We start from the raw sequence: 24,506 nt of genomic DNA on the forward strand, positions 1-24,506 counted from the left end.
TTATGAGCAAGATCTTTCGCCTACATAAGGGGGCTTCTGAAAATATTGAAGGCTGGCAGGATACAGGAGGGCATCTGCACGATACGTTTATCAATTCCATCAGCGATCCCGCCGGGGCAGACGCCAATACGCAAATTACTTCTATCCCTACGCCATTCGCAAGGATGGACCTCGTAAGAACAGCCTTCCGTAATGTAAACCTTAGTGGCGTGATAGATGGTACTACTATCTATCATCGCATCATATCAGATTGCCTGGACATTGCGAATATATTTTTTAATATCGAAGCACTCACCGATAAGATAGAGATCATAGAATGGAACGCCGGCATCTCCGTCAATGGCAATGATATTGAAATTTCAGATGATAGTGACCTGGGCATGTTGATCAGGTCCAAAGATGCCAGGCATAAATTGCTGGGAGAGACTTTGAAGACATACATTGCACAGGATAAAGCCGCCTTTAACTTTTCGCACCTGAGCCATTTCTACCTGCTTAATTTTAAGAACGGCCCTGAGCCCATTAATATCATCGGGGGCACTTCACCCTCTACTTTATTCTTTTCTTCTGCCAATGACCTGTCTTACGTGGACATCACGTTTGCAAACGACAAGGTATTTGACAGCCAATACTGCCCTTTACATAAAAGAGATAAGGACTTTATCACGTTTATGTATGCATTAAAGGCATCTTTCCCCCAGTTCTCCAGCCGTTTTCCCGATGTAGACGCATATCTTGATACCTGCTTCCCCTTACTGGGGGAAGACCAGCGAACGATTATCCGGAACCTGGACGCCGGATTTTATGAAAAGGAATATCAGAAGATCCCGGTGAATTCAGTAGGCAACAATGCGGAGATATTACGCCATCCGCTGAGATCAAGGAAATACAGCACGGTGAAATTCTCCGATGAGAATGATTTTGTCATGGATGCTTCCCGGCTGGTAGAAGGTCTCATGCCCTGTGTGCTTCCCATGGAACCCTACAATGAACACATGAAATTTGTGGGAGGGCTGTGGCAGAAAGACTATCATAAGAAGGTGCCTGCATACGACCCTGATCCCTTATCTGAAAGGATGCTGCCGAACCAGGGACATGTAAAATATCCTTACCTGACGGTGAGCGATTTCCTGGAGCCTTACCTGGTAAAACTGCCTTATCCTATTGACACGAAGCGTTTCTTTGACGGCAATTATACGATCCGTAGCGGCGATAGTGATCATGGTTATGCATTGCCCATTAAAAAGGATTATTTCAGGTACTTTACCCTGGAAGATCTGCAACGTACCGTGTCTGATGGCAAGAAGCGCTTCGAGATGGTGCAGATGCCCGGAGGAGTAAAGGTGATATTGAGAATTCCTGTCAGGAATGGCCGGTTTATCGAAATGTCGCGCATTTATATAGTGAATCAATTCAGCGACAAGATCCAGTTGCCGGATGAAGCGAATAACCAGGGAATTATCGTTGAGCACCAGTTTACCGTGGCAGTATTTCCATTCCTCCGGATCAGCGATCCCAATATTAAGCCCCACTATAGAATAATGCTGGTAGACAGGGATACACAAGTGCTGACAAAGCATAACAGTTATACACTGAATTTCTATGATGAGACGCAGCCGCTGAAAGCCATTAACATGCTTCCTCCCCGTCACCGCAGCAATAAGCATAAACAGGAGGGTGTCACAACGCAATACAATATACTGGAGAATAATTTTGACTTTATAGAAGTTGTCAATACTACGGCCAGGGCACTGCTTATACCATTGTTCGTGCCGCAGCAAACAGCCGGGAAGGCCTTTAAGTTTGCCATTGACTTCGGTACGACGAATACGCATATTGAGTATAAGATCAGTAACGAATCGCCACGGCCATTCGATATTACAGCAGCCGATGTACAGGTAGGTACGCTGTATGCACCGGACGAGCGGACACTGGCGGCGCTGAAAGTGGCCAGACTGGGCCTGGGTGCTATTGCGCTTACTGAAGTGGTGAGGGAAGAATTCCTGCCATTTACGATAGGGCAGGGTAACCAGTATCGTTTCCCACAGCGCACGGTGATCTGCGACAACGGATCTTTTAATCCGGATGAAGCCAACTTCGCGCTGGCTGATCTGAATATTCCGTTTGGATACTTAAAAGAAGTGGTGCAGTATGGAGGAGAGATTACTTCCAACCTGAAATGGGGCGAGTTCAGGAACCAAAAGCGATTTGAGCGCCGAACAAGGGCTTTCATGAAACAGCTAATGCTCATGATACGAAATAAGGTACTGATCAATGGCGGAGATCTGGCTGCCACAGAGATTGTGTGGTTTTATCCAACAAGTATGACCATTTACAGGAGAACCTTCCTGGACAATGCCTGGAAGGATTACTACAAAAGATATTTCGGTGACGCCAATAAGCTGCATTGCATGTCTGAATCCTTTGCTCCCTTCTATTATTATTATCATAAAGAGAATGTAAGGGCGCACGACAGAAGTGCCGTGAATATAGATATTGGTGGTGGTACAACTGATATTGTGGCTTATAAGGGGGAATTGCCTATCCTGTTAACCTCTTTCAAATTTGCATCAAATGCCATATTCGGAGATGGCTATGGCAGCAACGTCAATTCAAACGGTTTCGTCCAGCGCTTCGAAACAAGTATCAGCGAGTCGCTGAAGAACATTACAGGCAATAATCTGAGTATAGTGTTAGAGGAACTGAAGAGCCGGAACTCAAACTCCATTGAGCTGATCGAGTTTTTCTTCTCCCTGGAAGATAATAAGGTCCTCAGGGACAAAGGTGTCTCGCTTTCATTCTCCAGGATGCTGATGGATGAGGGTGAATTGAAACTTGTATTAATCTTCTTCTATGCAGCAATTATATATCATGTTGCACAACTTATGAAGGCAAAGGGACTGGAAGTGCCCGAGTTCATCACTTTTAGCGGCAATGGCGCCAGGCTGGTGAGGCTTACAGACGGGGCTAACCTGCATACCCTGAATGCTTTTACCCGGATCATTTTTGCTGATGTGTTTGAGCAGGACTGCCCTGAAATTGAATTCAGGTTCAATGATAAGTCCAAGGAGATTACCTGCAAGGGTGGTCTTGAATGCACTGACTTTGTACATTTTCATAATCTGGAGAATGAGATCAGGAGCGTATTGGTAGGCGGAAAACAGGACCGCATCATTCCGCAGACGACGCTAAAGTACAGCCAGTTGGAAGACGAGCAGCTGATACAGGATGTTTGCGCAGCTGTGACTCAATATATCGATAAGTTCTTTGAATGGGATCATAAGTTTAATTACTTCCGCAATTTTGGTGTAAATCCCAGCAGGTTTGAGCAATATAAGCAGTTGCTGAAGGGCCGGGTAAGGAACGATCTCCAGAGCGGCATCAAGGAAAAGCTGAAGGAACTGGCAGGGAACGTTAATGTTGATCTTGAAGAAACCTTGTTTTTTTATCCATTGATAGGGGCTTTGAACAGGCTGGCCTATAAAATTTATCACGAAACTAACCTCATTAACTCATGAAAGGAATTATCACCTTACTGATCTTTGTATGCTTTTTTCATAACGGTGTATTAGCGCAGAAAACGGCGGCTAAGACCGTGACGGAGAAGAACGTGAAGAAGAATACTGCTAAAAAGACAGCTGCCAGGAAAGACGAAAGCCCGCAAAAAAGAAAGGAGAGCAAAGCTCCGCCAGAGAAAAGGAAAGAGACAGCGCCCGAACATGAAAAAAAGAATGTGATGGCTGAACCGGCTGATAGCGCTAAGGCGGCTGAAATAGCTGTCGCGCAGGCTGCTGATACTGTTTCGGCTACACCTTCTCCGCAGGAAGCGCCTGCTGCAATATCTTCAGCACCGGCAACAGCGCCGGCGCTGTTGCCGGTGGATGACTGGAGATGGTGGATAGTATGGCTGTCGCCGGTATTCATAATTGGCCTGGCCGTCTATGTTTTCCAGACAAATGGCAATATCTATAAGAGGCTCCACAGGATTCAGGCAGACCTTGAGGCACAGAAAAAAGATTTTACATGGGAGAAGGCAAAGCTCCCAACGGGGATCACCAGGGCAGAGGTAGAGCATCTGATTAATTCAAATCCTGCACTGACCAGGATGATGGATGAATGCACTACGCTGAAAAGCAACATGGAGAAACTCACGCAGCCCTCGCCTAAAATAGTTTCGTCTGTTCCTGTGGAAGAGTCAATAGCGAACACTTTTTATATGACGGGCCCTACCAACAATTACTTTCCATCCAGTGCAAAGTCCAGTCGCAGGGAGAATACGGTATATAAGTTCACCCTGCAACCCGGAGGGAACGAGGCCAGGTTTGAATTGCATACCACCGGCGCCAGTATCAGTGAGATCATCAAAGTGATTGAAAGCTATATTAAACCTGCCTGCGACGAGGAGAACCTGCCATCTTCCAACATCAGGAATATTGTAACCCGGAAGCAGGGTATTGCGATACTGGACAATGAAAAATGGATCATTAAAGACAAAGCCGTTATAAGATATGAATAATGTACAGGTAATAGAGATACTGGGTGTCATATCTATTATAGGGTTGCAGGTGACAGTGTTTGTAACGACATTAAGGCGGATAAGGACCTTTGAACAGATATTTCCCTCACACGAGGAATTTGAGGTGATCAACGTCGGATTGGCAAGGCGGCTGTTTCAATTACATCCTGCTGAAGTGTTGAAGAATATCGGGGAATATATCAATCGGAGCAATGAAGAAGAGGAAGAGCTGTTGTATGTGGACCTGGTATTGAAGAAGGACAAAGGAAACCATGTCACAGAAAAGATATTGACAAACATCAACACTTATTTGCTTCGGAACAGAGGCGTAGCGGCAGATTTTCACCTTATTAAAGACATGGTGGAGAGAAACGTGGCAGTGGTGGAAAATGATATTCAGCAGGCCGCATCATTGCCCCTGTACCTTGGATTGCTGGGTACCTTTATGGGAATTGTACTGGGGCTCATCCAGATATCCGGCAATAGCCTGGCGGGAGATCCTGCCAGTGCAGGTATGGCCATTCATTTACTGCTGGGTGGCGTAAAGATCGCAATGGTTGCCAGCTTTGCGGGATTGTTATGTACCCTGGCAACGAATAGCCTCTTTTTCAAACGGGCGAAGCGGAAAGTGGAGGATAGCCGGAATGAGTTCTATACTTTTATCCAGACAGACCTGATGCCATTGTTGAATCAGAATATTAATTCCACCTTATATTCCCTGCAGAACAACCTGCATAAGTTCAATGACGAGTTTAAGAGTAATGTATACCAGCTGAGCAGCGCTATGGGACAACATGTGCAGACGATCCAGTCGCAGGAGCGCATCCTGGATACGCTCAACAGGATGGATGTGGTCAATTTTGCAAATGCCAATGTTGTCATATTACAGGAACTACAGACATCTATCGGGCAGTTTAAGGCATTCAATGAATACGTAACCAATATCAGCGAATTGGTAGGCAGCGCACGGACATTTGCCGAAAAGATGGGACAGGTGATGACCAGGACCGAAGAGTTGCATGTATTGGGAGACAATATTGTGGGGGTATTTACGCAGAACAATGAATTGATGCGTTTCCTGCAGCAGCACTACAGCTCACTGGATGATAGTCATCAGCTGATCACAAAAGCCGTCAATGGAGTGGGCAATACCCTGGATGGCAGCCTGCAGCTGTTGAAGGAGTTTACCCAGGAACGGATCATGGAGATCCAGCAGCTCACCTTGAAAGAGATTGACCAGATAAAGAACGATTACTATGAAAAATGGAAGCACCTCGAGAAGCTGGGCCAGTTAGAGAAAATGAATGAGCACTTACAGGTTTTGAAGAGCCAGGGCAGTAACCACATGAGTATGTTCAATGGGTTTAATGAACAGTTCACCAGGATGATAGCAGAACTGCACCTGATCAAAAATATATCTGAAAGCTCTATCTCTGTGCGCATTACCAGGTCGTTTACGAAACTGTTAGGTAAAAAGACGATTGCAAGATGAATACCTCAAAATCAGATACCTTCTGGCCCAGCTATACAGACCTGATGACAAGCCTGTTCTTTGTGATGCTGGTATTGTATATTCTTACCTATGTAAGGCTGAACGCGACTATCCAGCTCCAGGCAAATAAGCTGAAAATTATTGAAACTGTAGAAGCAAACCTGCAGCCGCTGAAAACGGAGACATCATTGTTTATTTACGAGCAACAGTATAAACGATTTAAACTGGCGTTTGACGTGAAGTTTGAAAATGATCAGTACCAGTTAATACCGGGGCAGCTGGATAACTATGAGCAGACCATCAGTCACATCGAAAAAGCAGGGCTGAAGCTGAAATCTATCATTGATCACCTGAAGCAGGAGCGGGCGTCGGATGAGCGGCTGAAACAGGTGTCCTATGTGGTGGTAATAGCGGGGTATGCGTCCAGGACAGGAGAGGAGCTGCATAACTATGAACTAAGCTACAAGCGGGCATTGAAGTTAAAAGATTACTGGAAATCGAAGGGAATAGACTTTGAGGCCAGTGAGTATGAGGAGCTGGTAGACTTACAGATAGCAGGTAATGGATGGGGCGGTATCGGGCGATTGCCTTTGCAGGCCGATAACCAGCGATTTCTGATACAGATATTTCCGAAGATTGGTGATGTGAGGTGAATGAGAGGGCTTTCCCATTATGCCGGAAAGCCCTTTATTTATTTTACCGGTTCATAGTACAACAGCACTGCACCACTGCCAAAGGTTTTTGTCTTTAAGAGGGTAAGCGTTGTCCTGTCACTTATATTTTTAAACAATGGCAACCCTCCTCCTGCTATAACAGGGTGAACACATAACTGGCATTCATCAATCAATTGAAGGTTCATTAACTGGATGATCAGGCCCGGACTGCCAACCAGGATATCTTTACCCGGCTGCTGTTTCAGTGCCAGTACTTCTTCTTCCAGGCTCCGGGTTGCCAATCTTGCACTTTCCCAGTCTACACTTTTCAGGGTGTGGGAAAAAACAACTTTCTCAATCTTGTCCATTACCACGGCAAAATCGTCCATAGCTTTATTGCCCATAGGTTTTTGCACAAAGGGTTTCCAGTATTCCATCAGCTGATAAGTTGTTCTTCCATATAGCGCAACGCCTCCCTTACTTAGCAGTTCTGTGTAATGCTCATGTATTTCATCATCCGGATTGACGGCGGTATGATCGCAAAAACCGTCAAGCGTCATATTTATTGCTGCAATTACTTTTCTCATGCTATGTTGTTGGATCATTATCTTACTATCGTTACAGTACCTGTGAACATGAATTTACCACCTTCCTCGCAAAGCGTTTCAATCGCATATACATAACTGCCGATTGGTGCTACCTGATTCTTCCAGGTACCATCCCATCCTGCGTTGGCGGTATTGATCTGGAAATGCATCCGCTCAAACACCAGGCTGCCCCATCTGTCGTATACCCGCATGTATACCACCTCTTTTACGCCGCGTCCCTTAGGATAGAACCATTCATTCTGGCCGTCCCTGTTGGGAGAGAAGGCAGTCGGGAGGAATATAGCGCCCTCATTACAGGTTATCTTGAAGGCCACTTCATCGGTCGCCTTACAGCCGAATCTGTTCTCTACTTCCACTCTGTAGGTGGTAGACAGGTTGGGTAAAGCTTCCGGTACGGCGCAGGTGGTGCAACTGAGGTATTCCGCCGGGCTCCAGTTCCATTTTACCACATCCGGGCTGGCCTGTGTACGAAGTGTGATCGGTCTTCCTGCTGTTACTGTCCGGTCAGGCCCGGCGTCAATAGTAGGAGCGGGATTGACCGTTATTACCAGGGAGGTGTCGTGCGTGAAACAACCCTCATCGTCGTAACCTGTTACTTCGTAGGTGTAAGTTCCTGCTGCTGCGATGGTCACATTAGGATTCGGACTGTTGGCATCATCCAGGAATTGTCCCTTCCATACATAACGATCTGCGCCGGATGCCCGTAAAGGTACTGTTTGTCCCTGGCATATGGCGGTATCCGGCGTTGCCAGTACCCTGAATGGCAATGCTACGCTGATGCTTACATCGCCGGTATCCTTACAGCCGTTGGCGTCTGTCACCGCTACCTGGTAGGTGGTGTTGACGCTGGGGCTTGCAAGTGGGGATGCTGATTTCGGATTGTTAAGGCTTTCAGCGGGCCACCATTCATAAGTAACACCACCGGTCGCGTTCAGCGTAGTGCCGGCGCCGAGGCATACCACCTCGGATGCTGCAGTAGCATTAGCTACAGGTTTAGGCATGATATTGATCGTGTGATATGCCGTGTCAGTACAGCCACTGCTGCTGGTGGCAATGAGGTATACATCTGCAGGGCCGGTCTTACTGAAGGTCTGATCATCAGGTTGCCGTACGGTAGCGGTGTTACCATTGCCAAAGGTCCAGTTCCAGATCACATCAGGTGTCTTTGTCACATTTCCGCTGAAGCTTACCGGTGCATCCTGGCAGGCTTGCGCAGGACCGCTGATGGTCACGTCCGGTTTAGGATAAACGGTCACCTTTTCCGTCACCGACTGCGTACACCCATAAGCCGTGGTAGTAGTGAGCGTAAAGTTATAATCCTGTGCCTTATTCACATAGAAGCGGGCATTGGCGGTAGTATCGTCTTCTGCACGAACGCCCGGTTCATATGTCCATTTGTATTTCGCCTGTTTTTTCAGGGAGTCGATGGAGAAGCTGTTGAATGTCGGTGCAAAAGAAACCCAGCCTTCGTCGCATACAAATTTCGGAGAAGGCGTCATTTCCACTTCCAGTTTATCTATCACGATAGGATCAGTCAGGAAGGCTGCTCCTTTACAACCAGCCGAATCGGAGAGTATGAGCCGTGGCTGATAAATGCCCGGATTTTTGAAGGTATGCTTAATGACAGAATCTCCTGTTTCGCTCACAATACCATCTGTAAAGTCCCACGTAAAATGATACGCTGCAATTGCCGATACTTTGAATTCGATATCTTTCGTCAGGCAACCGCCATTGGAAGACGTCTTAATCGTACCATAAGGGCCTTTAACCTCCAGTTCCTGTTCGTAGATGTCTTCGTTGCCGGCTTCTCCTATCACCTTCAATCTTACTTTATACTTCCCGGCATTGGTGTAGGTATGGGATGGGTTATCGATAGTTGAAAAGCTGCCATCGCCAAAATACCAGAACGAGCTCTTATAGTGCATAGACGTATTGGTGAATTTGGCGATCACCGGAGGGCATTCACTATTATTTACGAAAGAAGTAGTAACAGTAAAGCTGGCACTAATGGTAGAGACCTTGATCTGTGCCTGGGCGCTGTCGCTACAACCATTATTATCCCTTACAAACAGCGTCACTGTATATACGCCTCTTTTCGGATAGTTCTTCACAGGGCTCTTATCTGCGGAGCTGGTACCGTCTCCGAAGTCCCAATGGTAGGTAGCAGTACCGCCGGTTTCGGTCGTATAATTATAGAATTGCACATTTCCGCCCGGTGGTATCAGTAAGGCGCTTGGGGCAAAGTCTGCGTTGGGGCCATTCACCTGTACTCTGGGGCCGGAGGCAGTGCTGGTACAGCCATCCTGGTCTGTGACGGTCATTTTAGGATAGAAGTACCCCGACTGGTTATAGGTATGTTTGAAAGGAGCAGCAGTAAATACCTGTGCAGCGCTGCTGTCGCCAAAATCCCATGACCATTTGGTTATAGGCTTGCCTTTGGAGGTATTTGTCCTGTCGGTAAATGTCAGTTCCGTAGTCCGGCATTCAGGGGGAGGAACAAGGAATTTTGCCACCGGTCCATGTACATTCGCAACGATCCTGTTGCTGGTATCGGGGCATCCCTGCAGGTTATACGCTACAAAGCGGATGGTGTCGGTACCCGGCAGCAGGTTATGGAAAACGGCGTTCTGGTAATTGCTGGTCTCGGCAGGAGTACTGTCTGAAGAGGTCCATCTGTAGGACCATACATTTAAGCCATAGATATCTTTATTGATAGCCGTTACACTTGCCTTGAGCGTATCGCTGCCACACAGGGTTGCTTTATCTGCGGTGATAGTAACAGGTGAGGGTGCATAAACCTGGACCATCATAGAGTCGGAGCTGGTACAGGACCCGTCGGAGACAGTTAACTTCACTTTGTAGGTGCCGGTTTGGGCGTATTTGTGTTTGATGGTGCTTGTTTTGGTCGTGTAGGCATCTTCCTTTCCATCGCCCCAGCTCCATTTCCAGCTGGTAACAGTGCCGATGGACTTGTCATTGAAGGTCATCTCTGTTCTGTTATTACAGTCGACCGGCTGCATGGTAAAGCGTGAAAAAGGATTTACTGCGGTGATATAACCAACCTTTGTAACTTTTTCGCTGCTGCAGGTGTAGTTGGAAACGCTCAGCGACACCGTAAAGGTGCCTGGTCGCTTGTAGCTGTGTGTAGTACTTTTTGAGCTGCTTACATCTCCTGAATTATCTCCATAATCCCATGTCCATTTGTTACCAACATCTGTCGTCGCCTCAAAATGTACCGTGTTGTTACCGCAGATTGTGGGCGCTTCCGGCGATGTGAAATCTGGTTTTGGCTTTTTATAAATACGGATGGCATTATCCGACTGAAAACTTACCGTGCCTTTACAGCCATTCCTGGTGGTATAACTCAGTGATGCGGCGTATTTTCCTTCCTTGTCGTAGGTATGTGTGGGAGTCGCCTCTGTCGATTTGGGGCTGCCGTCGCCGAAATCCCATTCATAACTTATAATAGAATCGCCCGGCGTGATGTAGCTGGTGAACCTGGTAGAAATCCCTTCACAACCGGTAGGCACGCTGGCATTGATATCCACCCGTGGTTTTACCAGATCTATACTTTGTGTTGCTGTAGCAGCGCAACCTGATGCACTGGTAGCGGTAAGTTTGATATTGAAAGTTCCCAGGTTGCTGTAGGTTACAACAGGGTTTTGTTGGGTGGATGTTTGTCCGTTGCCAAAGTCCCAGCTCCAGCTGTTAGCGCCCTGCGATCTATTGATCAGGTTCACAGTAACCGGGGCATCGCAGATGGGTTTTATATTGGTCGTAAAGTCTGCCTGCGGAGCAGCGGTCACCGTCACGTCTTTTGTTATCGTCTCCTGGCATTTATCGTAAGTTGCCGTCATAGTCACCTTTACAGGACCTGTGCCCGCCGGCGTATAAACACCATTCGCGGTGATGCTGCCTTTATCAACACTCCAGGTAACCTTATCGGCCTGTGGTGTGTTGAGTGGGATAAAGGTAGCAGAACTGTTATCACAAAGAGAGGCCGGCACGCGGAAGTCTGATGTAAAAGTAGCTACCTTGATATCTTCGGAGGTCTTGGTATCAGTACATCCCTTGTCGCTGGTAACAGTGAGCTTTATCTTGTAAACCCCTTTTGTAGTATAGTTGTGCGGACCAGGGTTCGCTCCGGAGGCAGTAGCGCCATCGCCAAAGTCCCACTGGTAGGTAAGATTGCCGGGGCCGGTGGTGGTGTTATTAACAGTTATTGCACCGGGAGTACTACACACCAGGTTGTCAGATACGGTGAAGTTGACCTTCAATGCGGCTGCCACCTCTACAATTTTACTGACCTTTTTTGAGGCAGTACATCCATTGCTATTGGTAACAGTAAGCGTTACGGTAGGCATCAATACATCTTTGTAGGTATGCACCGGATTGCTGCCTGTGCCGAGAACGCCGTCCCCGAAATCCCAGCTGTAGGCAGTGATGGTACCTCCTACAGGATCTGATTTATCGGTGAAAGCAACAGTAAGCGGCATACAACCACTGGCGGGGCTGGCACTGAAATCCGGTTCAGGTTTGGCCCAGACGGTAACAGTTTTGGTTACAGTGCTGGTATTGCCTGCAGCATTTTTTACTGTCAGCGTTACATTGTAAGTGCCGGGAGAAGTATAAGCGGCGCTGGGGCTTTGCTCTGTAGATGTGAAGCCATTACCCAGGTTCCATTGCCAGGAAACAGGATTACCGTCAGACTTATCAATGAATTGTGTGATAAGACTTTCACAATCACTTGTCTTACTCGGAGTGAAATCTGCTTTCAATTGTGCGTGTGCAACAGTAGTCAGCAAGAGTAGGCTCCAGAGTATAGCAAATGTGAGGACATTGCCTAAAGTTGTTTCGGTTTTTAGGGGCATAGCATATGGTTCGGATATGAATGTAACTAAATTCTATGCCAATGATTATAGCACGCAAGTGTTACAGTATTAGTGAGTTATGGGCTGTGTTATAACGGTAGAGCATGCTGGAAGAATAGTAAATTGATTTCGTGTATGCAAGAGATAATGTTATTATCATATTCTAATTTATTTTAGCATATCTGGCCCCTAAAGATTTTTTATTTTCTTTGAAAAATAGCTGAAATGTTTCCGTTGGGGTGATTCCGGTAGCGACCCCAACGATTTATCAGCCAATAGTGTTGCCTATTATTAACAATATTGAGTAGTAAACGCTTCAGTTGTTTTCATGCATTTATCCGACGGCGTGTGGTGGCCTGGAACATTCCATACCGCCACCGTTATGAACCTTTCACAATATTGAGTAGTTGACTCTTCCGTTATTTAAATAGATTTTATCCATCGGTGTCCGGAGCGGCCGTAGCAACGTGGATATGACTGGTATGTTGGCCGCTATAAGAACCGGAAGGCTGTTTATCATGGTGGCGTGTTGCCAGGCTTTAGGGCTATGTACTACAGGTTTCCGGAAGAAAGTTCAGCAGTTATTGTATTAACGAATTCAGAGCCGGCCAATACAATGGTGATAGCGGAGGGTGTAGCGGATATTCTCTTACAGCAGCAGGTTATCAGATGCCTCATGATGCTATTATGTCGGTGCCAAATTTACAATTAAGTGAGTTGTAACAGTGGTGCTACCGCTGTTCGGTTCTACGCCGGAAGCGGGCAATTGTTCGCCACCATAACCAGCCGCTAAGTAATAGCATAATAATAGCAATCCAGAGAAAGACCATACCGATAAATCCTGCCATTCCACAACCAGAAGGAGGGGGTGTGGTAATAGGTAAAACGTACACCATTTTTGCAGCAATTAAAAAAAAGGCAGTGGAGATCAGTGCTGCTATCAGCGAGACATATTTCACGGTAAAGGACTTTGTTTCAAAGGTATCGTTTTTTTTATATATGATCGCTGGTACTGGAAGACCCAATCAAGAGTGTTCCGTAAATAGCCCTTCTGATAAATGAAGCAACAGTAGATGGCGGCTCATACTGGTTCCGAGGGTATTCGCAAGGCCTGATACAACCTCAACTAAACGACTGCCGGAACTCCACTGGCGACAAATTAGTTTTAGCCTTGAACAGCTTACTGAACGACTGGATATGTTCAAATCCCAGTTCATAGGCAATTTCACTGACTGACAGATCAGTGGTTGATAGCATTTCTTTCGCTTTTTCAATCACTTTCCCGTGAATATGCTGTTGGGTGTTTTGTCCGGTCAGGACTTTGAGCAGACTACTTAAATACTTCGGTGACAGGTTTAAGGATTGTGCAACATAAGCAACAGTCGGTAAACCTTTGCCGATCAGCTCATCGCTGTTAAAATAATCATTCAGCAATTGCTCGAGGCGTCCGAGTATTTGATGATTGGCTTTTTCACGGGTAATAAACTGGCGGTGGTAGAACCGGTCGGCATAATTGAGCAAAGTCTCTATGTGGGAGATGATGATGTTCTTAGTGAACTTATCGGTATTGGCATCTATTTCCAGCTGGATGTCCTGCAGTATACGTACCAGCGTAGCTTCTTCTTTTTCAGACAGGAAGAGGGCTTCATGTACGGTATAGTCCCAGAAATCGTATCGCCTGATGGTCTGGGCTAAAGAGGTATTCCAAAGAAAGTCAGGATGGATGAGCAACATCCATCCTGATTGTTTGATCGCTTTAACATGATCGTCGAGCGACAAGCTTAAGACCTGTCCCGGCGCTACGAAAGACATAATCCCGTTATTGAAATCATACTGTTGTTGTCCGTACTTCAACTGCGCATCCCGGGCATTGGCCACTCTTTTTAAAGCAATGGCATAAAAATCATGCAGCCAGCTCGTAGGCGCTTCTATGCGCAGACGTTCAACAGATTCCACTTTAAACACACAGATCAATGGGTGTGCTGGTTGAGGCAGCTGTCTGAATTGCAGAAATTCACTGATCGTGCTGAAACGTTTCATAAGAGTTAGTTTTCGTCCCTTATTTTCAGTACTATTTTCCCCCGGACGTGTTTGGTCTCACTTTCACGATGTGCATCAGCTGCCTGCTGCAATGGGTAAATTTTACTGACCACCGCCTTTACTTTGCCTGCTTCAATTAACTGAGTTGTTCCACTCAGGTTAGACGCATAAGCAAGCCCCACTCCGACATGTGCTGCCCTGGCATTTTTGCTGGCAAGTGCAGTTGTAAGCTCTTCCGCGAACGGGCTGTCGAGTTGTGTGCATACAAAAATACCGCCTTCTTTTAAAACATCGGCCGACTTTAATCTGGCTGCATGATCTCTCACTGGCGAGGCATTGAATACGACATCGATCTTGCCATGTAAATCATCAAACGACTGCTTGTTATAGTCAATCGCTTCGTCAGCGCCATGTTCCTTTAAGAAATCAAAGTTATGTGGCGATGCCGTGCCGATCACATAGGCGCCCATTGCTTTCGCGAACTGTACCGCCAGGCTGCCTACGCCCCCTGCCGCACCATGGATCAACACGCGTTGACCTGTCTGCACCTTACCCAGATCCACAATGCCATTCCAGGCAGTCAGCGCACAGGATGGCAGCGATCCGGCCTCTATAAAGCTGATATTCCGCGGCATCAATACAAACTGGCTGGCCTTTGCTGTCAGGTATTCGGCATAACTGCCATCGCCGGGGAAATTCGGTACCCCATACACCCTATCACCCTTTTTGAAATCTCTTACCTCGCTGCCTGTTTCTTCGACAATACCGGCTGCATCTAAGCCAAGGCCCAGCGGCAGCTTCAGGTAGGGCCTTAGAATTTCATTCCCGCCCTGGCGAATGATGTAATCCGCCGGGTTGACACTTGTTGCATATACTTTTACCAATATCTCGTCGGCCGCAGGAACAGGGCGTGGTACCTCGTCTAGTTGCATTTGCTCAGGTCCGCCAAATGCATGAATTCTGATAGCTTTCATCCTTTGTATTTTTTTACAAAGGTCTATGCCGGCGGGGAGTTAGATTTAGCCTGAATACCTTTTGTTTCAGTTGAAACGCCCGGCAATGGTTGGTACGCCCCTCCCTAAAGTTGATTGATTTAGTCAATGGCTTGCGTGCTGCCAGGGATTTTCTTAGTTCACCCCCTTCCACCATTCCTCAAATACCTGCTGATCATTGTGCAGATCTACCAGCTGACCTATCATAGGTGTAGCCAGCGGAATATCTGCAATGGTCCGCAATCTTTGTAAAGGCTCATCCCAGGGGTGATTGCCCAGCGTAAACTTGGAAGAATGCACGGGCAGCAGTCTTTTTGCTTTCAGGTCTTTTGCTGCCTGCAACACCTCTTCCGGCTGCATGTGGATATACTTCCAGGCAAGGTCGTACTGGCCATTTTCAAGGATAGCGAAATCTATCGGGCCGAATTTGTTGCCTATCTCCGCAAAGTGAGTATCATAACCGCTATCGCCGCCTATATAGATCTTCATTGCCGGTGTTTGCAATACATAAGACTGCCAGAGTGTATTATTCCGGGTAAAGCTTCTGCCGGAAAAGTGACGGGTAGGAGCGGTATGTACCACAAATCCATTCCCGAGATCCACATCCTGCCACCAATCGGTCTCTATGATCCGGTCAGGTGTGTAGCCCCACCTTTCCAGGTGCTCTCCCACGCCCAGTCCGCAGATGACTTTACCAACCTTGTCCCTTAACGCGAGCATCGTTTTATAATCCAGGTGATCGTAATGGTCGTGCGATATGAACAGGTAATCTATTGCCGGAAAATCGTCAGTGGTATAAATATCAGCTCCTTTAAAAGCCTTAGTGCCTCCTGGTAAAGGCGAGGCGCTACCGGAAAACACGGGATCTACCAGGAAGCGCTTTCCGCCTGCCTGTATAAAATAGGAGGAGTGGCCAAACCATACCAGTGCATCCTGCTCCGGCGCGAGGGTCAGCAAATTTGTCTTTACCGAAGGCAGTGAATCTACCGGGCGCAGGCGTAGCCGTTTTTTGAACATAAAATCATATAGAACGCCGCCCATGCTATATCCTTCTGAAAGTTGCGGTGTATTATGGATGTTCTGGAACTGTCCGTCTTTGTAATGTGGCGATTGTTTGATCAATTCTAATCTCTTTCCCGAAGGTTTTTTCCCGAATAGTGGATGTCTCATATATATTAAAACTGTGATTATCAATAGTGCCAGCACGGCCAGCACTATTTTCAGGCATTTGATAATTATCCTGATTAATTTCTTCATATGAGTGTATGGACGAATCAGGTGCGGATATATTTTAAAAAAAGTGAAAATATTTCCGGGGGGATTCGTCCGGCGTAGGAGCGTGTTACCGAATGTGCCCAAACAGGCTCCGGCGGGAAAACTGCGCATTTCTACCCGGCTGTTTTCTACAAACTGATACGAATTTGAAAGGAAACCTGCCGGTATTATATAGTAGTAAGGCAGGCGGGCGTTCTAAGGCCGGGGGCTTTTACTCTAATAGCTTGTTGATTGTTATTATAATATAGGAGATTGCAGCAATCATATAAATCCAGACTTTCTTTTTGGTTTTCTCATCACCATATTTCCCCGACAGTATCAGATAAATAAAAAAGCACATTATTACAGAGATTACCGTGCCGCATATGGCAATAATCACTTTGTTAGGGCCTGCAAAAATGCCGAGGGTGGCAAGACCTGAAAGTATTGTTATTACTGCGACCAGTAAACCTTCATTATATGACACTTGTTTTACTGGTTTGATGCTGTTTAAGATCTCATATAACTCTGTATAATTGTCGATCTGAGATGGAATCTCTATATATAGCAGCATACCGGGGCCGGTTACAAGGAGATTACCAGTGCTTGTCCTGCTTATCTTCCTGATCTCATTCCTCTTTATAAATAAAGTTGGCAGGCCCGCTTGTTCCCGGGAGATTATTTCTTCCGTAATGGTTAGTGTATAGGTCTCTGCTGTCTTTCTTAGCTTTTTGACATTCTTGTTCATTGATACTCCGAGCAAAACAATCATTAAAGGAACAAAAATGAAAAGAGGATTTAAGTCGCCTGCTGCCATATCTTCCTTAAAAATAAAACTGCCGGCTAGCAGGCAGAAACATCCCATAATCAGCATCATTATTATGGTCCGCCTTATTAAGATCCTTTTGAATGTTGATAATTTATCCGGGGCTACTTTGAATTGTTGCATGATATCTTTTTCATTAGGTGAGAGATTACTTTATGTCAAAAGTACACCTCAACCGGTGACGATAGGTTAAGAAGATGTTAACGTGATAGCATACGTCGTGTTATTTCACTTGCAGGGCTCGTTTATCTTTTTGCAGCAATCAACCTATCCAGGATCTTCAGGTACAGATCAGTAGGAACCTGCCTGCCGTACTCATATTTTGTTTTAAAAGCCACCACCAGATCAAGCTTTGGCAGAACAGTGATAAACTGTCCATATGCGCCCGTCGCAGAATAAGCGCCTTCATAAAGATCATTACTGTAAGGCGCATCCCAGATCCACCACAAATAGCCATATCCAAAATGAAAATAAGCTGTTTTTGCTGCTACTGCCTCTTTATAGGGTGTGACGATAGACGTAGTTAATTTAACCCAGTCCGCCGGAATTATCTGCTGGTCTTTCCATTTGCCATTCCTGAGCATCAGGTAGCCTATTCTCGCCATATCCCTTGTTGAAAACCACATATGATAAGCCAGGTATTTTGATCTTGTTGTATCGCCTGTTTTGCGTTGCTCTTTTATATTCCAGTCCTGCATTTGCAAAGGCCTGGCAAGTATAGAGTCGATCAGCTGATAAATAGTCCTTCCTGTTTGTTGTTCCAGGATGTAGCCGGCAACGTTGAAATCCCAGTTGTTGTATAGCCAGAAACTGCCTGGTTTAACGCTACCTCTTTTGGGCGCCATGGCAGAGGCGTCACCCTCATTGCTCGCCGGATGATAAACGCCGGAACGTGCCGTGAGCAGATCTCTGATAGTAGCTTTCTTTTCTATTGGTAACAAGCCACCAACATCGTCAATCTGTAATCGTTCCATTGTGGTGGAAAGATCTATTCTCTTATTCGCTACAAAGGGTCCGTACAATACAGAGAGCAGGCTTTTCCTGCATGACGCCAGATAGCTGGTTTCCTTAACATCGCCATAATCAAATAGTATTTTCCCGGATTGTATTACCAGCATGCCCGTTGCATCGCTGCTGTCTATAATGAAGCGTTTAAGGTTGTTAAGGGCATCTTTGTTCCATCCTGCTGCGGATGCATCAGTTGCGAACTGCCAGCTGCTATCCGGATAAACAGTATTAGCAGGTTCCTGGCAAAAAGCTAAATATGGTGAAAGAAGGATGATGAACAGCAGTTTATGCATGTGGTATCAATTTGGGTTGGTTAAATGTATACCAAGCTTTTGAGATTGTCAAGGCTGGAGAAGGAATACTTCAGGAATGGGAATTGAATGAGCGGAGTTCCGGGAAACCGCTTACTAAGAACAAAGGGCCAACCCTTTTCGGGTCAGCCCTTTGTAAATACGGTCCTGGTCCTACATGAAACCCGTGTATATAACCAGGAGACATTTCCTATTAAACCGATTTTGGGGAATTACAATTTTACATAGGTCAGCTTATGGCTGTGTTGCCTGGTGTCGACTACAACGCCATTATACAATTGCTTCGTAGTAGTGGTGACTGTAACCGGGTAGTTCTCGTTATCGTATGTGAACACATTGGAAATTACCTCACTGTCACTGCCGGAACTGGTAGTGGCCGTCAGTACATTGTTTGCAGAAAGTCCGTCCGCAGGTTCATCCATTTGTAAGTTGAACAGTATCGGTTGTTGTGCCGTGTAGTTAATCTTGTTGTCGTAGGTATATACTGTTACAGTGGTGTCTTTTGTTTCCTTGTCATCCTTCATCGCAATGCTATACTTTTTGGTGATATTCTTGTTCGTATCCCATTCAAGTACGTTCTTTTGAAAGAGAGCGACGCTACCACCTGCTTCAGTAATGGCAGCAACGTAAATGGTAGCTATTTGACCTGATGCATTATATACAAGACTATCATACCTGCCGTATTTATCAAAGCCATATTCATAAGAATATGCTTTGATCAGTTCACCAACAGCATTGTATTCGAAAGTCTTGAACTTGTGCGTGATATCGTTTTTCGATATGCCGATCAGGGCAGCTGTAAGCCTGTTGTTTTCATATACCGGTTTCAGATAAGATGCAAATTCATCTGCTGGTTCATGCTGTTCAAAAAGGATCAGTCTCCGGCCTGCGTCATAACTAAGCGCACTACTATCCATGTCGGTAAGGTCAGTTGCTAATAGTTTAAGAGGATATACGGGGTCTGGAATGGCGTCCGGCTGCGGATCGCATGCGACAAACAATAGTCCGAGTACCAGTGAACTAAAAAACAATTTTCTCATAGGTTGAATATTTGACTGATTAAGATAAAAGCTGTGATGTTGCTTTTAGTTTTTTGACATAAATGTTAACAGATAGATAGGTTTTATTGTGTAGGTAAAACGAGCAGTCTTCCGAAATGTTACAGCGGAAGAAATTTTTTGTTCGACTTAATCTTTAGTGCCTGCTTATATTGAAGAGAGCAGCGCTGTCGGGCTTACTAATTAGTACTTCCACTCAGCAGGCTGAAAATCCCTGATGGCGGTACCAATGGTGTTACATTTTCCAATATCGGTAATATTCAGGTAGGTAAGCTGGTGTGCGCTATCAACCAGTATCAATTGTATATCGAGGTTCTTATGCAGGGTTGTGTAGCTGATAAATGCGCCGTTGTAATCTTTCCATTGGTAAGTATGGGAATTGAAAGTGATACCGGTGGCGTTAACGATCATGGGGTTACTATTGTAATAGTACCTGATAAAGGCATACAGCATAACGGCAAGCGGAAGGAAATAAAACAGACTATAAATGCGCTTTATTGTGAATAGCGTAGAAAGACCCGCTATTAACACAGCATATACGATCAAGATGGTATAATCCCTTTTAATCACTATGGCACCTTCCTTATTTTTCTTCGCCGGGTTATAAAAAGCGTATTTCCAGGCCGGCTTTACGGAGGTGGCTGTTAACCAATGGCTGCCATGCCGGCTCAGCATATGCTGTTCAATTAATTTAATAGTTGCTGTCTGATCCATCGTCTGATCTATCTTAAATCACAATACTGAGATATTCCTCCTTGGCTTTAAGCTGCTATTGTAATAGCTGTATCATTGCTTCCTCCTGGCGTGCTGCTGCCAGTGAAACCGGCGTGTGGCCCTGTGCAATGATGTGCTTGTCTGCACCTGTTGCCAGCAGCGCTTCCGCTATTTCCAGCAAGCCCATTTCTGCGGCACGGTGTAAGGCGGTAAATCCACGGTCATCCTGCGCATTCACATCTGCACCTGCTTTTATCAGTAGTTGCAATACATCCAGCCTTTTGGATTGTACAGCATTCATCAGGGTAGTGGCGCCTTCTGCAGAACGTGCATCAGGATGAGCGCCTAATGCCAGTAAGTGTTCCAGCACAAGGGTATCTTCTGCCACCAATCCCCATTGCAGCGCAGTCAGGCCATCGCCGGCAAGTGCATTCAGGTTATAACCTTGCTGATGCAGACTGGTGATAACATCCAGGTTACCTTCTGCAACCGCAATATGCAGCATTGTATGGGAACGCAGCGGTTCTTCAGATGGCGCTGTAAATTGCTCATCAAATACACCGATCTTGGCCAGGTTACCGAACATAGAGAAGCTCCACATTGCCGCTGTTCGTGTGTTGTCTTTCAGCTCTTCCGGTAAAGGTGCAGGTACGACTTGGTTCCGTACATAGCCTGTCATCAGGAAATGCAGGATCGATATAGTGTGTGCAGGCTTTTCCTCGCCAAAGCTGCCGCGGATGCTTTCCACAATGAGCATACCGTTTTCCTGCCTTGTCTGGGCCGTCACATATACCTGACGCATCCAGCTTCTTACAAATATCAGCTTGTTGTCGTGGAAGTAAATTGCCCATTTATGTTCCATAACCTGCGGAATAAACAACACGCCGGGATATAATTTCCCATCTACCGGGAATGTAAGATTGGCTGCTATTTCCGCTTCTTCCAGCGGTAACTGTTCCAGGAATACAAGACCATCTTCAGAATTGTAAGAAACAGCATTCTGTGCCATCTGCTCATCTTTCGATGTGGAGAGCATTGTTTCAGTAATAGGCCGCATGTCTAATAATCTCACCTGCCAGGGGTTGTCTTCTGGTGCGATCCATGGTAACGGATTTTCCTCCTGCGGAGGCGTGGCTTCTTCTTTCTTTTTGAAAAATTTGCTGAATAGGGACATTTGGGTTCAGATTATCTGGCAATATAGAGAATATCTGTTAGTATTCATAATAGGGCAAGAGGGGTGAAAGTTGCATTGTTTATCCGGAGCCATCTATGTCAGTCATGCCTGACGGAATTAACATACTAACGGTAAATCACCTCGTAAAAGCAATACAGGAAAGGAGATTGGACGATAGTATAGTTAATGGATAGATAGCGCCGGACCTTTCTGTACATTTTTTCATTTCATGTAAATTAATTTCCGTAAATAGCCGCATGGAATCAAAGGAATTAGCTAAACTTATTGGACCAACCCTCAGTGTAATGAGTATTTCCGAGACGATCAACCTGGATATATGGAGTAACAATATTCCGGCTATTACTTATCTCAATGGAATTATTCTGTTTGTTACAGGACTCTCGATTATCCGGATACATAATATCTGGACATCTGACTGGCGTATTGTGATTACACTTCTGGGTTGGGGCGCTGTCGCCGGCGGAGCATTCCGTATTTTTTTCCCTGCAGCCAAACAAGGAGGGCAGAATATATTCACCTATGCAATCATTGCTGTTTTGCTTTTAATTGGACTGTTTCTGTCTTACAAAGGCTATACGCCGGAAAAGCACAAATGATAATATGGCCGTTACGGTTAAGTGAATGTCAGTCTGCTATTGATTACTTCCGGAGAATCTATTAAATTCACGCAGCAAATCTATCCGGGCTACCCTGGGATTGGGCCAACTTGAATTTTAACCCCTTATTGAAAAATATATACATGTTGCGAACTTCAGTTATCATCTGACAATCAGTCTGATTGGCGGGCTTTCCCTCATGTTGCAGCGTTGCTCATTTTTCAACCTATTAAATACCACAACATTTATGAAACCTCTAAAACTACTCGCATTAGTTCTGCTCGGGACGTTATCCGCACATGCGCAATCTACTGCTGACCCTAAACAGGACCTTTTCTCACAGTCGTTCAGCAGGATGATTGTCCAGGACATTACTTATGCCATCGTAGGGGAAAATGCCCCGGTAAGTGGTGTGAAGATCGATGTGTCTAAACCAGAAGGAACAATATCCGCTATGTTCCCTAATAAAGCCCCTAAATGGTATTTTCCGTTCGAGATCTTTGGCTTCGAATTAAAGGGCGGTGTCACTGACAAAAACTTTGGTTTTTTCAAAGGTACAAATGCGAATGCTGCTTTTGAATTCAGACCTTCGTTTCACACCATAACCTGGGGAAACAGTGCTTTGTACGGATACGGAAACGAGGCCAGGGCAAATAAAAAGCTGGTAATTGCGAATAATGACCTGGTTTTACAGCAGTCTGTCAGGCAACGGGATACTTTTTTTGTACTGACGGAATTGTATAACCATCATCTCCAGGTTTTAAAAAGTCCCAAAAAAGGGCCGACAGGAATTGTCGCTGCCGATAGACATAAAAAGATCGCCGAAGTGCTGTTACAAAAGTTGCTTAATAACAAATCTATTACAGTAGATTCGAAGCTAACATGGGACCAGGTACTGAAATTGCTGCCACAGGCCACAGCAGATGGAAATGGCAATATCAATACTGATAAAGACTATTATCCGGAACTGGTTGAGCTTTATAAAAAGTATGAGAAAACAGATAAGAAGCGGAAAGATAACGAGCTGGATAAAATGGTAGCTAACTCCGATGGGCTTTGGACCAGAAAAAGGTACAGCTGGTGGTCGTTTAATCCCTTTGTAAAAACAGAAAAGGTGAATGAATATTACACTACATTCGAAGATAAGGATTCCCTTTATTTTAAACCTGATTATCGATGGACTTACGGAGTTTCAGTTTATTTCAATAAATATTGGCTCACACCTAATAAAATAGCGGTTCTTTTAAGAGGCGGCCCTTCATTGGCGTATAGTAACAACGTATCTAATCTTAGCAGCTTCAATTATGAAACCCGCACGCCCTTTTTTCAAAATGGCTCCTCGCAAACGGAGAAAATAAAGACGGGGACAGCATATAACAATTCGGCTATAAAGGAAGGATGGGAGCGGCAATTGGCGGCAGAATTCTATTTGCTGCCACTGAATTCCTTCGTTCCCGGTTTATACCTGGCGGGGAATATTGCTAATAGCGACCTATACAAGCTGCCAGGCGTGGTCGGAAGAGCTGAGGACACCTGGAAGGCTGGTGCTGAAGGAGGCCTGGTGTTTAATATAAATAACCGGGAAAAAGATAAGTCTCTTCTTTCTATTATTACCTATTTCCGGTATGAGGATTTTACTGATAAGACCAGAACTGACGCCATTACCGGCACTGAAGAGCCAAGACGGGACTTCCAGAAGCGAAACATCGGCATAGGCATTAAAATAGGCATTCCTATCACGTTGCCCAAGCGAACTGAATAAAGCCGGTAGTGAACTGTGTAAAGTGCAGATTAGCGTAAATCAATGCGAAGGGCACCTATCTATTTTGTTGAGAGATGGGTGCTCTTCTTGTAGGGCTTCATCCATTCAAGCTGTTCTTTGGCGCCAGGTCTTACTGGTATTCTTGCCCGTGTTTACAAAGACGTCCTTCTTCCCGCCTGTGATCCGGGCGATAATTTCGGGATCGATAATGGAAATGGGGACGATCAGGTAAGCTGGGCTTCTATGGCGGCCTTATCGATCACCGACCAGACCTGTCGGATCTTGTTATCCTGAAATTTGTAGAATACATTTTCAGCAAACACAACTCTTTTCCCGTTTACAGGAAGACCGAGAAAACTGCCCTTTGGGGTACAGTTGAATTGCAGCCGGCTCGCCAGGTATGCGGCATCGGCAACTAATATCTCAATGTTGTAGTGAAGATCAGGGATATCGCTAAAATCGGTCTTCAGCATTTCAATATATCCGTTTAAACCTAGCGACCTGCCATTATGCTCCACATCTGTGTGCACGAATTGATGAAGGTTAGGCCAGTCCTGCTGATTGAGGCGGGCAATATAATCCAGGTAGATATCACTGAGTGCAGACATAG

18 protein-coding genes are annotated in these 24,506 nt (G+C 45.6%); 7 read left to right on the forward strand and 11 right to left on the reverse strand.

Annotation, left to right across the window (positions count from 1 at the left end; all coding sequences use genetic code 11):
* The first annotated feature begins 2 nt into the window (after nucleotides 1–2).
* The 4 genes from MYF79_RS13330 to MYF79_RS13345 are packed head-to-tail and all read left to right on the forward strand — an operon-like array spanning nucleotide 3 to nucleotide 6,661.
* Nucleotides 3–3,518 (forward strand): cell division protein FtsA, encoded by a 3,516-nt coding sequence (locus MYF79_RS13330; RefSeq protein WP_247814378.1) that lies wholly within the window; start codon nucleotides 3–5, stop codon nucleotides 3,516–3,518.
* The gene (locus MYF79_RS13335) at nucleotides 3,515–4,516 is read left to right on the forward strand and encodes a hypothetical protein (protein WP_247814380.1); all 1,002 of its coding nucleotides are present in this window, start codon (nucleotides 3,515–3,517) and stop codon (nucleotides 4,514–4,516) included. The genes MYF79_RS13330 and MYF79_RS13335 overlap by 4 nt, the downstream gene beginning before the upstream one ends.
* Nucleotides 4,509–6,008 (forward strand): MotA/TolQ/ExbB proton channel family protein, encoded by a 1,500-nt coding sequence (locus MYF79_RS13340; RefSeq protein WP_247814382.1) that lies wholly within the window; start codon nucleotides 4,509–4,511, stop codon nucleotides 6,006–6,008. Before MYF79_RS13335 ends, MYF79_RS13340 begins: the two co-directional genes overlap by 8 nt.
* Nucleotides 6,005–6,661: an OmpA family protein gene (locus MYF79_RS13345; RefSeq protein ID WP_247814383.1), complete on the forward strand. Its 657-nt coding sequence runs from the start codon at nucleotides 6,005–6,007 to the stop codon at nucleotides 6,659–6,661. Before MYF79_RS13340 ends, MYF79_RS13345 begins: the two co-directional genes overlap by 4 nt.
* Nucleotides 6,662–6,699: 38 nt before the next feature.
* Here the strand turns inward: MYF79_RS13345 and MYF79_RS13350 are convergent, their stop codons facing one another.
* Both MYF79_RS13350 and MYF79_RS13355 read right to left on the reverse strand, forming a co-directional pair.
* Complete coding sequence (locus MYF79_RS13350; RefSeq protein ID WP_247814385.1) at nucleotides 6,700–7,248, reverse strand: dihydrofolate reductase family protein; 549 nt, start codon at nucleotides 7,246–7,248, stop codon at nucleotides 6,700–6,702.
* A 17-nt stretch (nucleotides 7,249–7,265) separates the two neighbouring features.
* Entirely contained in the window at nucleotides 7,266–12,140 is a 4,875-nt protein-coding gene (locus MYF79_RS13355; RefSeq protein WP_247814386.1) for a PKD domain-containing protein, read from the reverse strand.
* Between the two features lie 526 nt (nucleotides 12,141–12,666).
* Here MYF79_RS13355 and MYF79_RS32495 point away from each other — a divergent pair.
* Nucleotides 12,667–12,852 (forward strand): hypothetical protein, encoded by a 186-nt coding sequence (locus MYF79_RS32495; protein WP_410688367.1) that lies wholly within the window; start codon nucleotides 12,667–12,669, stop codon nucleotides 12,850–12,852.
* A gap of 410 nt (nucleotides 12,853–13,262) precedes the next feature.
* Here MYF79_RS32495 and MYF79_RS13360 read toward each other — a convergent pair whose 3' ends face one another.
* The 8 genes from MYF79_RS13360 to MYF79_RS13395 form a co-directional block, all read right to left on the reverse strand.
* Nucleotides 13,263–14,180 carry a helix-turn-helix domain-containing protein gene (locus MYF79_RS13360; protein ID WP_247814388.1) on the reverse strand — a complete coding sequence of 306 codons (918 nt, stop codon included), beginning with the start codon at nucleotides 14,178–14,180 and terminating at the stop codon, nucleotides 13,263–13,265.
* 5 nt (nucleotides 14,181–14,185) lie between these two features.
* A complete protein-coding gene (locus MYF79_RS13365; protein WP_247814389.1) occupies nucleotides 14,186–15,154 on the reverse strand; it encodes an NADP-dependent oxidoreductase in 969 nt (322 codons plus the stop codon).
* A 153-nt stretch (nucleotides 15,155–15,307) separates the two neighbouring features.
* Nucleotides 15,308–16,342 carry an MBL fold metallo-hydrolase gene (locus MYF79_RS13370; RefSeq protein ID WP_247814391.1) on the reverse strand — a complete coding sequence of 345 codons (1,035 nt, stop codon included), beginning with the start codon at nucleotides 16,340–16,342 and terminating at the stop codon, nucleotides 15,308–15,310.
* Between the two features lie 316 nt (nucleotides 16,343–16,658).
* Nucleotides 16,659–17,375 carry a hypothetical protein gene (locus tag MYF79_RS13375; RefSeq protein WP_247814392.1) on the reverse strand — a complete coding sequence of 239 codons (717 nt, stop codon included), beginning with the start codon at nucleotides 17,373–17,375 and terminating at the stop codon, nucleotides 16,659–16,661.
* Nucleotides 17,376–17,497: 122 nt separating this feature from the next.
* Complete coding sequence (locus tag MYF79_RS13380; protein ID WP_247814394.1) at nucleotides 17,498–18,553, reverse strand: serine hydrolase domain-containing protein; 1,056 nt, start codon at nucleotides 18,551–18,553, stop codon at nucleotides 17,498–17,500.
* Nucleotides 18,554–18,783: 230 nt separating this feature from the next.
* Entirely contained in the window at nucleotides 18,784–19,611 is an 828-nt protein-coding gene (locus tag MYF79_RS13385; RefSeq protein WP_247814396.1) for a hypothetical protein, read from the reverse strand.
* Nucleotides 19,612–19,812: 201 nt separating this feature from the next.
* Nucleotides 19,813–20,343 (reverse strand): hypothetical protein, encoded by a 531-nt coding sequence (locus MYF79_RS13390; protein WP_247814398.1) that lies wholly within the window; start codon nucleotides 20,341–20,343, stop codon nucleotides 19,813–19,815.
* A 55-nt stretch (nucleotides 20,344–20,398) separates the two neighbouring features.
* Nucleotides 20,399–21,517, reverse strand: a complete 1,119-nt coding sequence (locus MYF79_RS13395; protein WP_247814400.1) for an ankyrin repeat domain-containing protein — start codon at nucleotides 21,515–21,517, stop codon at nucleotides 20,399–20,401.
* A 257-nt stretch (nucleotides 21,518–21,774) separates the two neighbouring features.
* Between MYF79_RS13395 and MYF79_RS13400 the strand changes: the two genes are divergently transcribed.
* Nucleotides 21,775–22,134: a hypothetical protein gene (locus MYF79_RS13400; protein WP_247814402.1), complete on the forward strand. Its 360-nt coding sequence runs from the start codon at nucleotides 21,775–21,777 to the stop codon at nucleotides 22,132–22,134.
* Nucleotides 22,135–22,381: 247 nt separating this feature from the next.
* Entirely contained in the window at nucleotides 22,382–23,896 is a 1,515-nt protein-coding gene (locus tag MYF79_RS13405; protein ID WP_247814403.1) for a hypothetical protein, read from the forward strand.
* A 224-nt stretch (nucleotides 23,897–24,120) separates the two neighbouring features.
* Here MYF79_RS13405 and MYF79_RS13410 read toward each other — a convergent pair whose 3' ends face one another.
* The gene (locus MYF79_RS13410; RefSeq protein ID WP_247814405.1) at nucleotides 24,121–24,504 is read right to left on the reverse strand and encodes an ester cyclase; all 384 of its coding nucleotides are present in this window, start codon (nucleotides 24,502–24,504) and stop codon (nucleotides 24,121–24,123) included.
* Between the last annotated feature and the right edge of the window lie 2 nt (nucleotides 24,505–24,506).

This window comes from Chitinophaga filiformis, assembly GCF_023100805.1.
Taxonomy (GTDB): Bacteria; Bacteroidota; Bacteroidia; order Chitinophagales; family Chitinophagaceae; genus Chitinophaga; species Chitinophaga filiformis_B.

What these genes read in the sequence shown, in the direction of transcription:
- MYF79_RS13380 (WP_247814394.1), bottom strand. Translation starts at nt 18,553, where the DNA reads ATGCATAAACTGCTGTTCATCATCCTTCTTTCACCATATTTAGCTTTT.
- MYF79_RS13385 (WP_247814396.1), bottom strand. Translation starts at nt 19,611, where the DNA reads ATGAGAAAATTGTTTTTTAGTTCACTGGTACTCGGACTATTGTTTGTC.
- MYF79_RS13370 (WP_247814391.1), bottom strand. Translation starts at nt 16,342, where the DNA reads ATGAGACATCCACTATTCGGGAAAAAACCTTCGGGAAAGAGATTAGAA.
- MYF79_RS13360 (WP_247814388.1), bottom strand. Translation starts at nt 14,180, where the DNA reads ATGAAACGTTTCAGCACGATCAGTGAATTTCTGCAATTCAGACAGCTG.
- MYF79_RS13410 (WP_247814405.1), bottom strand. Translation starts at nt 24,504, where the DNA reads ATGTCTGCACTCAGTGATATCTACCTGGATTATATTGCCCGCCTCAAT.
- MYF79_RS13330 (WP_247814378.1), top strand. Translation starts at nt 3, where the DNA reads ATGAGCAAGATCTTTCGCCTACATAAGGGGGCTTCTGAAAATATTGAA.
- MYF79_RS13405 (WP_247814403.1), top strand. Translation starts at nt 22,382, where the DNA reads ATGAAACCTCTAAAACTACTCGCATTAGTTCTGCTCGGGACGTTATCC.
- MYF79_RS13375 (WP_247814392.1), bottom strand. Translation starts at nt 17,375, where the DNA reads ATGCAACAATTCAAAGTAGCCCCGGATAAATTATCAACATTCAAAAGG.
- MYF79_RS13355 (WP_247814386.1), bottom strand. Translation starts at nt 12,140, where the DNA reads ATGCCCCTAAAAACCGAAACAACTTTAGGCAATGTCCTCACATTTGCT.
- MYF79_RS13395 (WP_247814400.1), bottom strand. Translation starts at nt 21,517, where the DNA reads ATGTCCCTATTCAGCAAATTTTTCAAAAAGAAAGAAGAAGCCACGCCT.
- MYF79_RS13400 (WP_247814402.1), top strand. Translation starts at nt 21,775, where the DNA reads ATGGAATCAAAGGAATTAGCTAAACTTATTGGACCAACCCTCAGTGTA.
- MYF79_RS13390 (WP_247814398.1), bottom strand. Translation starts at nt 20,343, where the DNA reads ATGGATCAGACAGCAACTATTAAATTAATTGAACAGCATATGCTGAGC.
- MYF79_RS13365 (WP_247814389.1), bottom strand. Translation starts at nt 15,154, where the DNA reads ATGAAAGCTATCAGAATTCATGCATTTGGCGGACCTGAGCAAATGCAA.
- MYF79_RS13345 (WP_247814383.1), top strand. Translation starts at nt 6,005, where the DNA reads ATGAATACCTCAAAATCAGATACCTTCTGGCCCAGCTATACAGACCTG.
- MYF79_RS13350 (WP_247814385.1), bottom strand. Translation starts at nt 7,248, where the DNA reads ATGAGAAAAGTAATTGCAGCAATAAATATGACGCTTGACGGTTTTTGC.
- MYF79_RS13335 (WP_247814380.1), top strand. Translation starts at nt 3,515, where the DNA reads ATGAAAGGAATTATCACCTTACTGATCTTTGTATGCTTTTTTCATAAC.
- MYF79_RS13340 (WP_247814382.1), top strand. Translation starts at nt 4,509, where the DNA reads ATGAATAATGTACAGGTAATAGAGATACTGGGTGTCATATCTATTATA.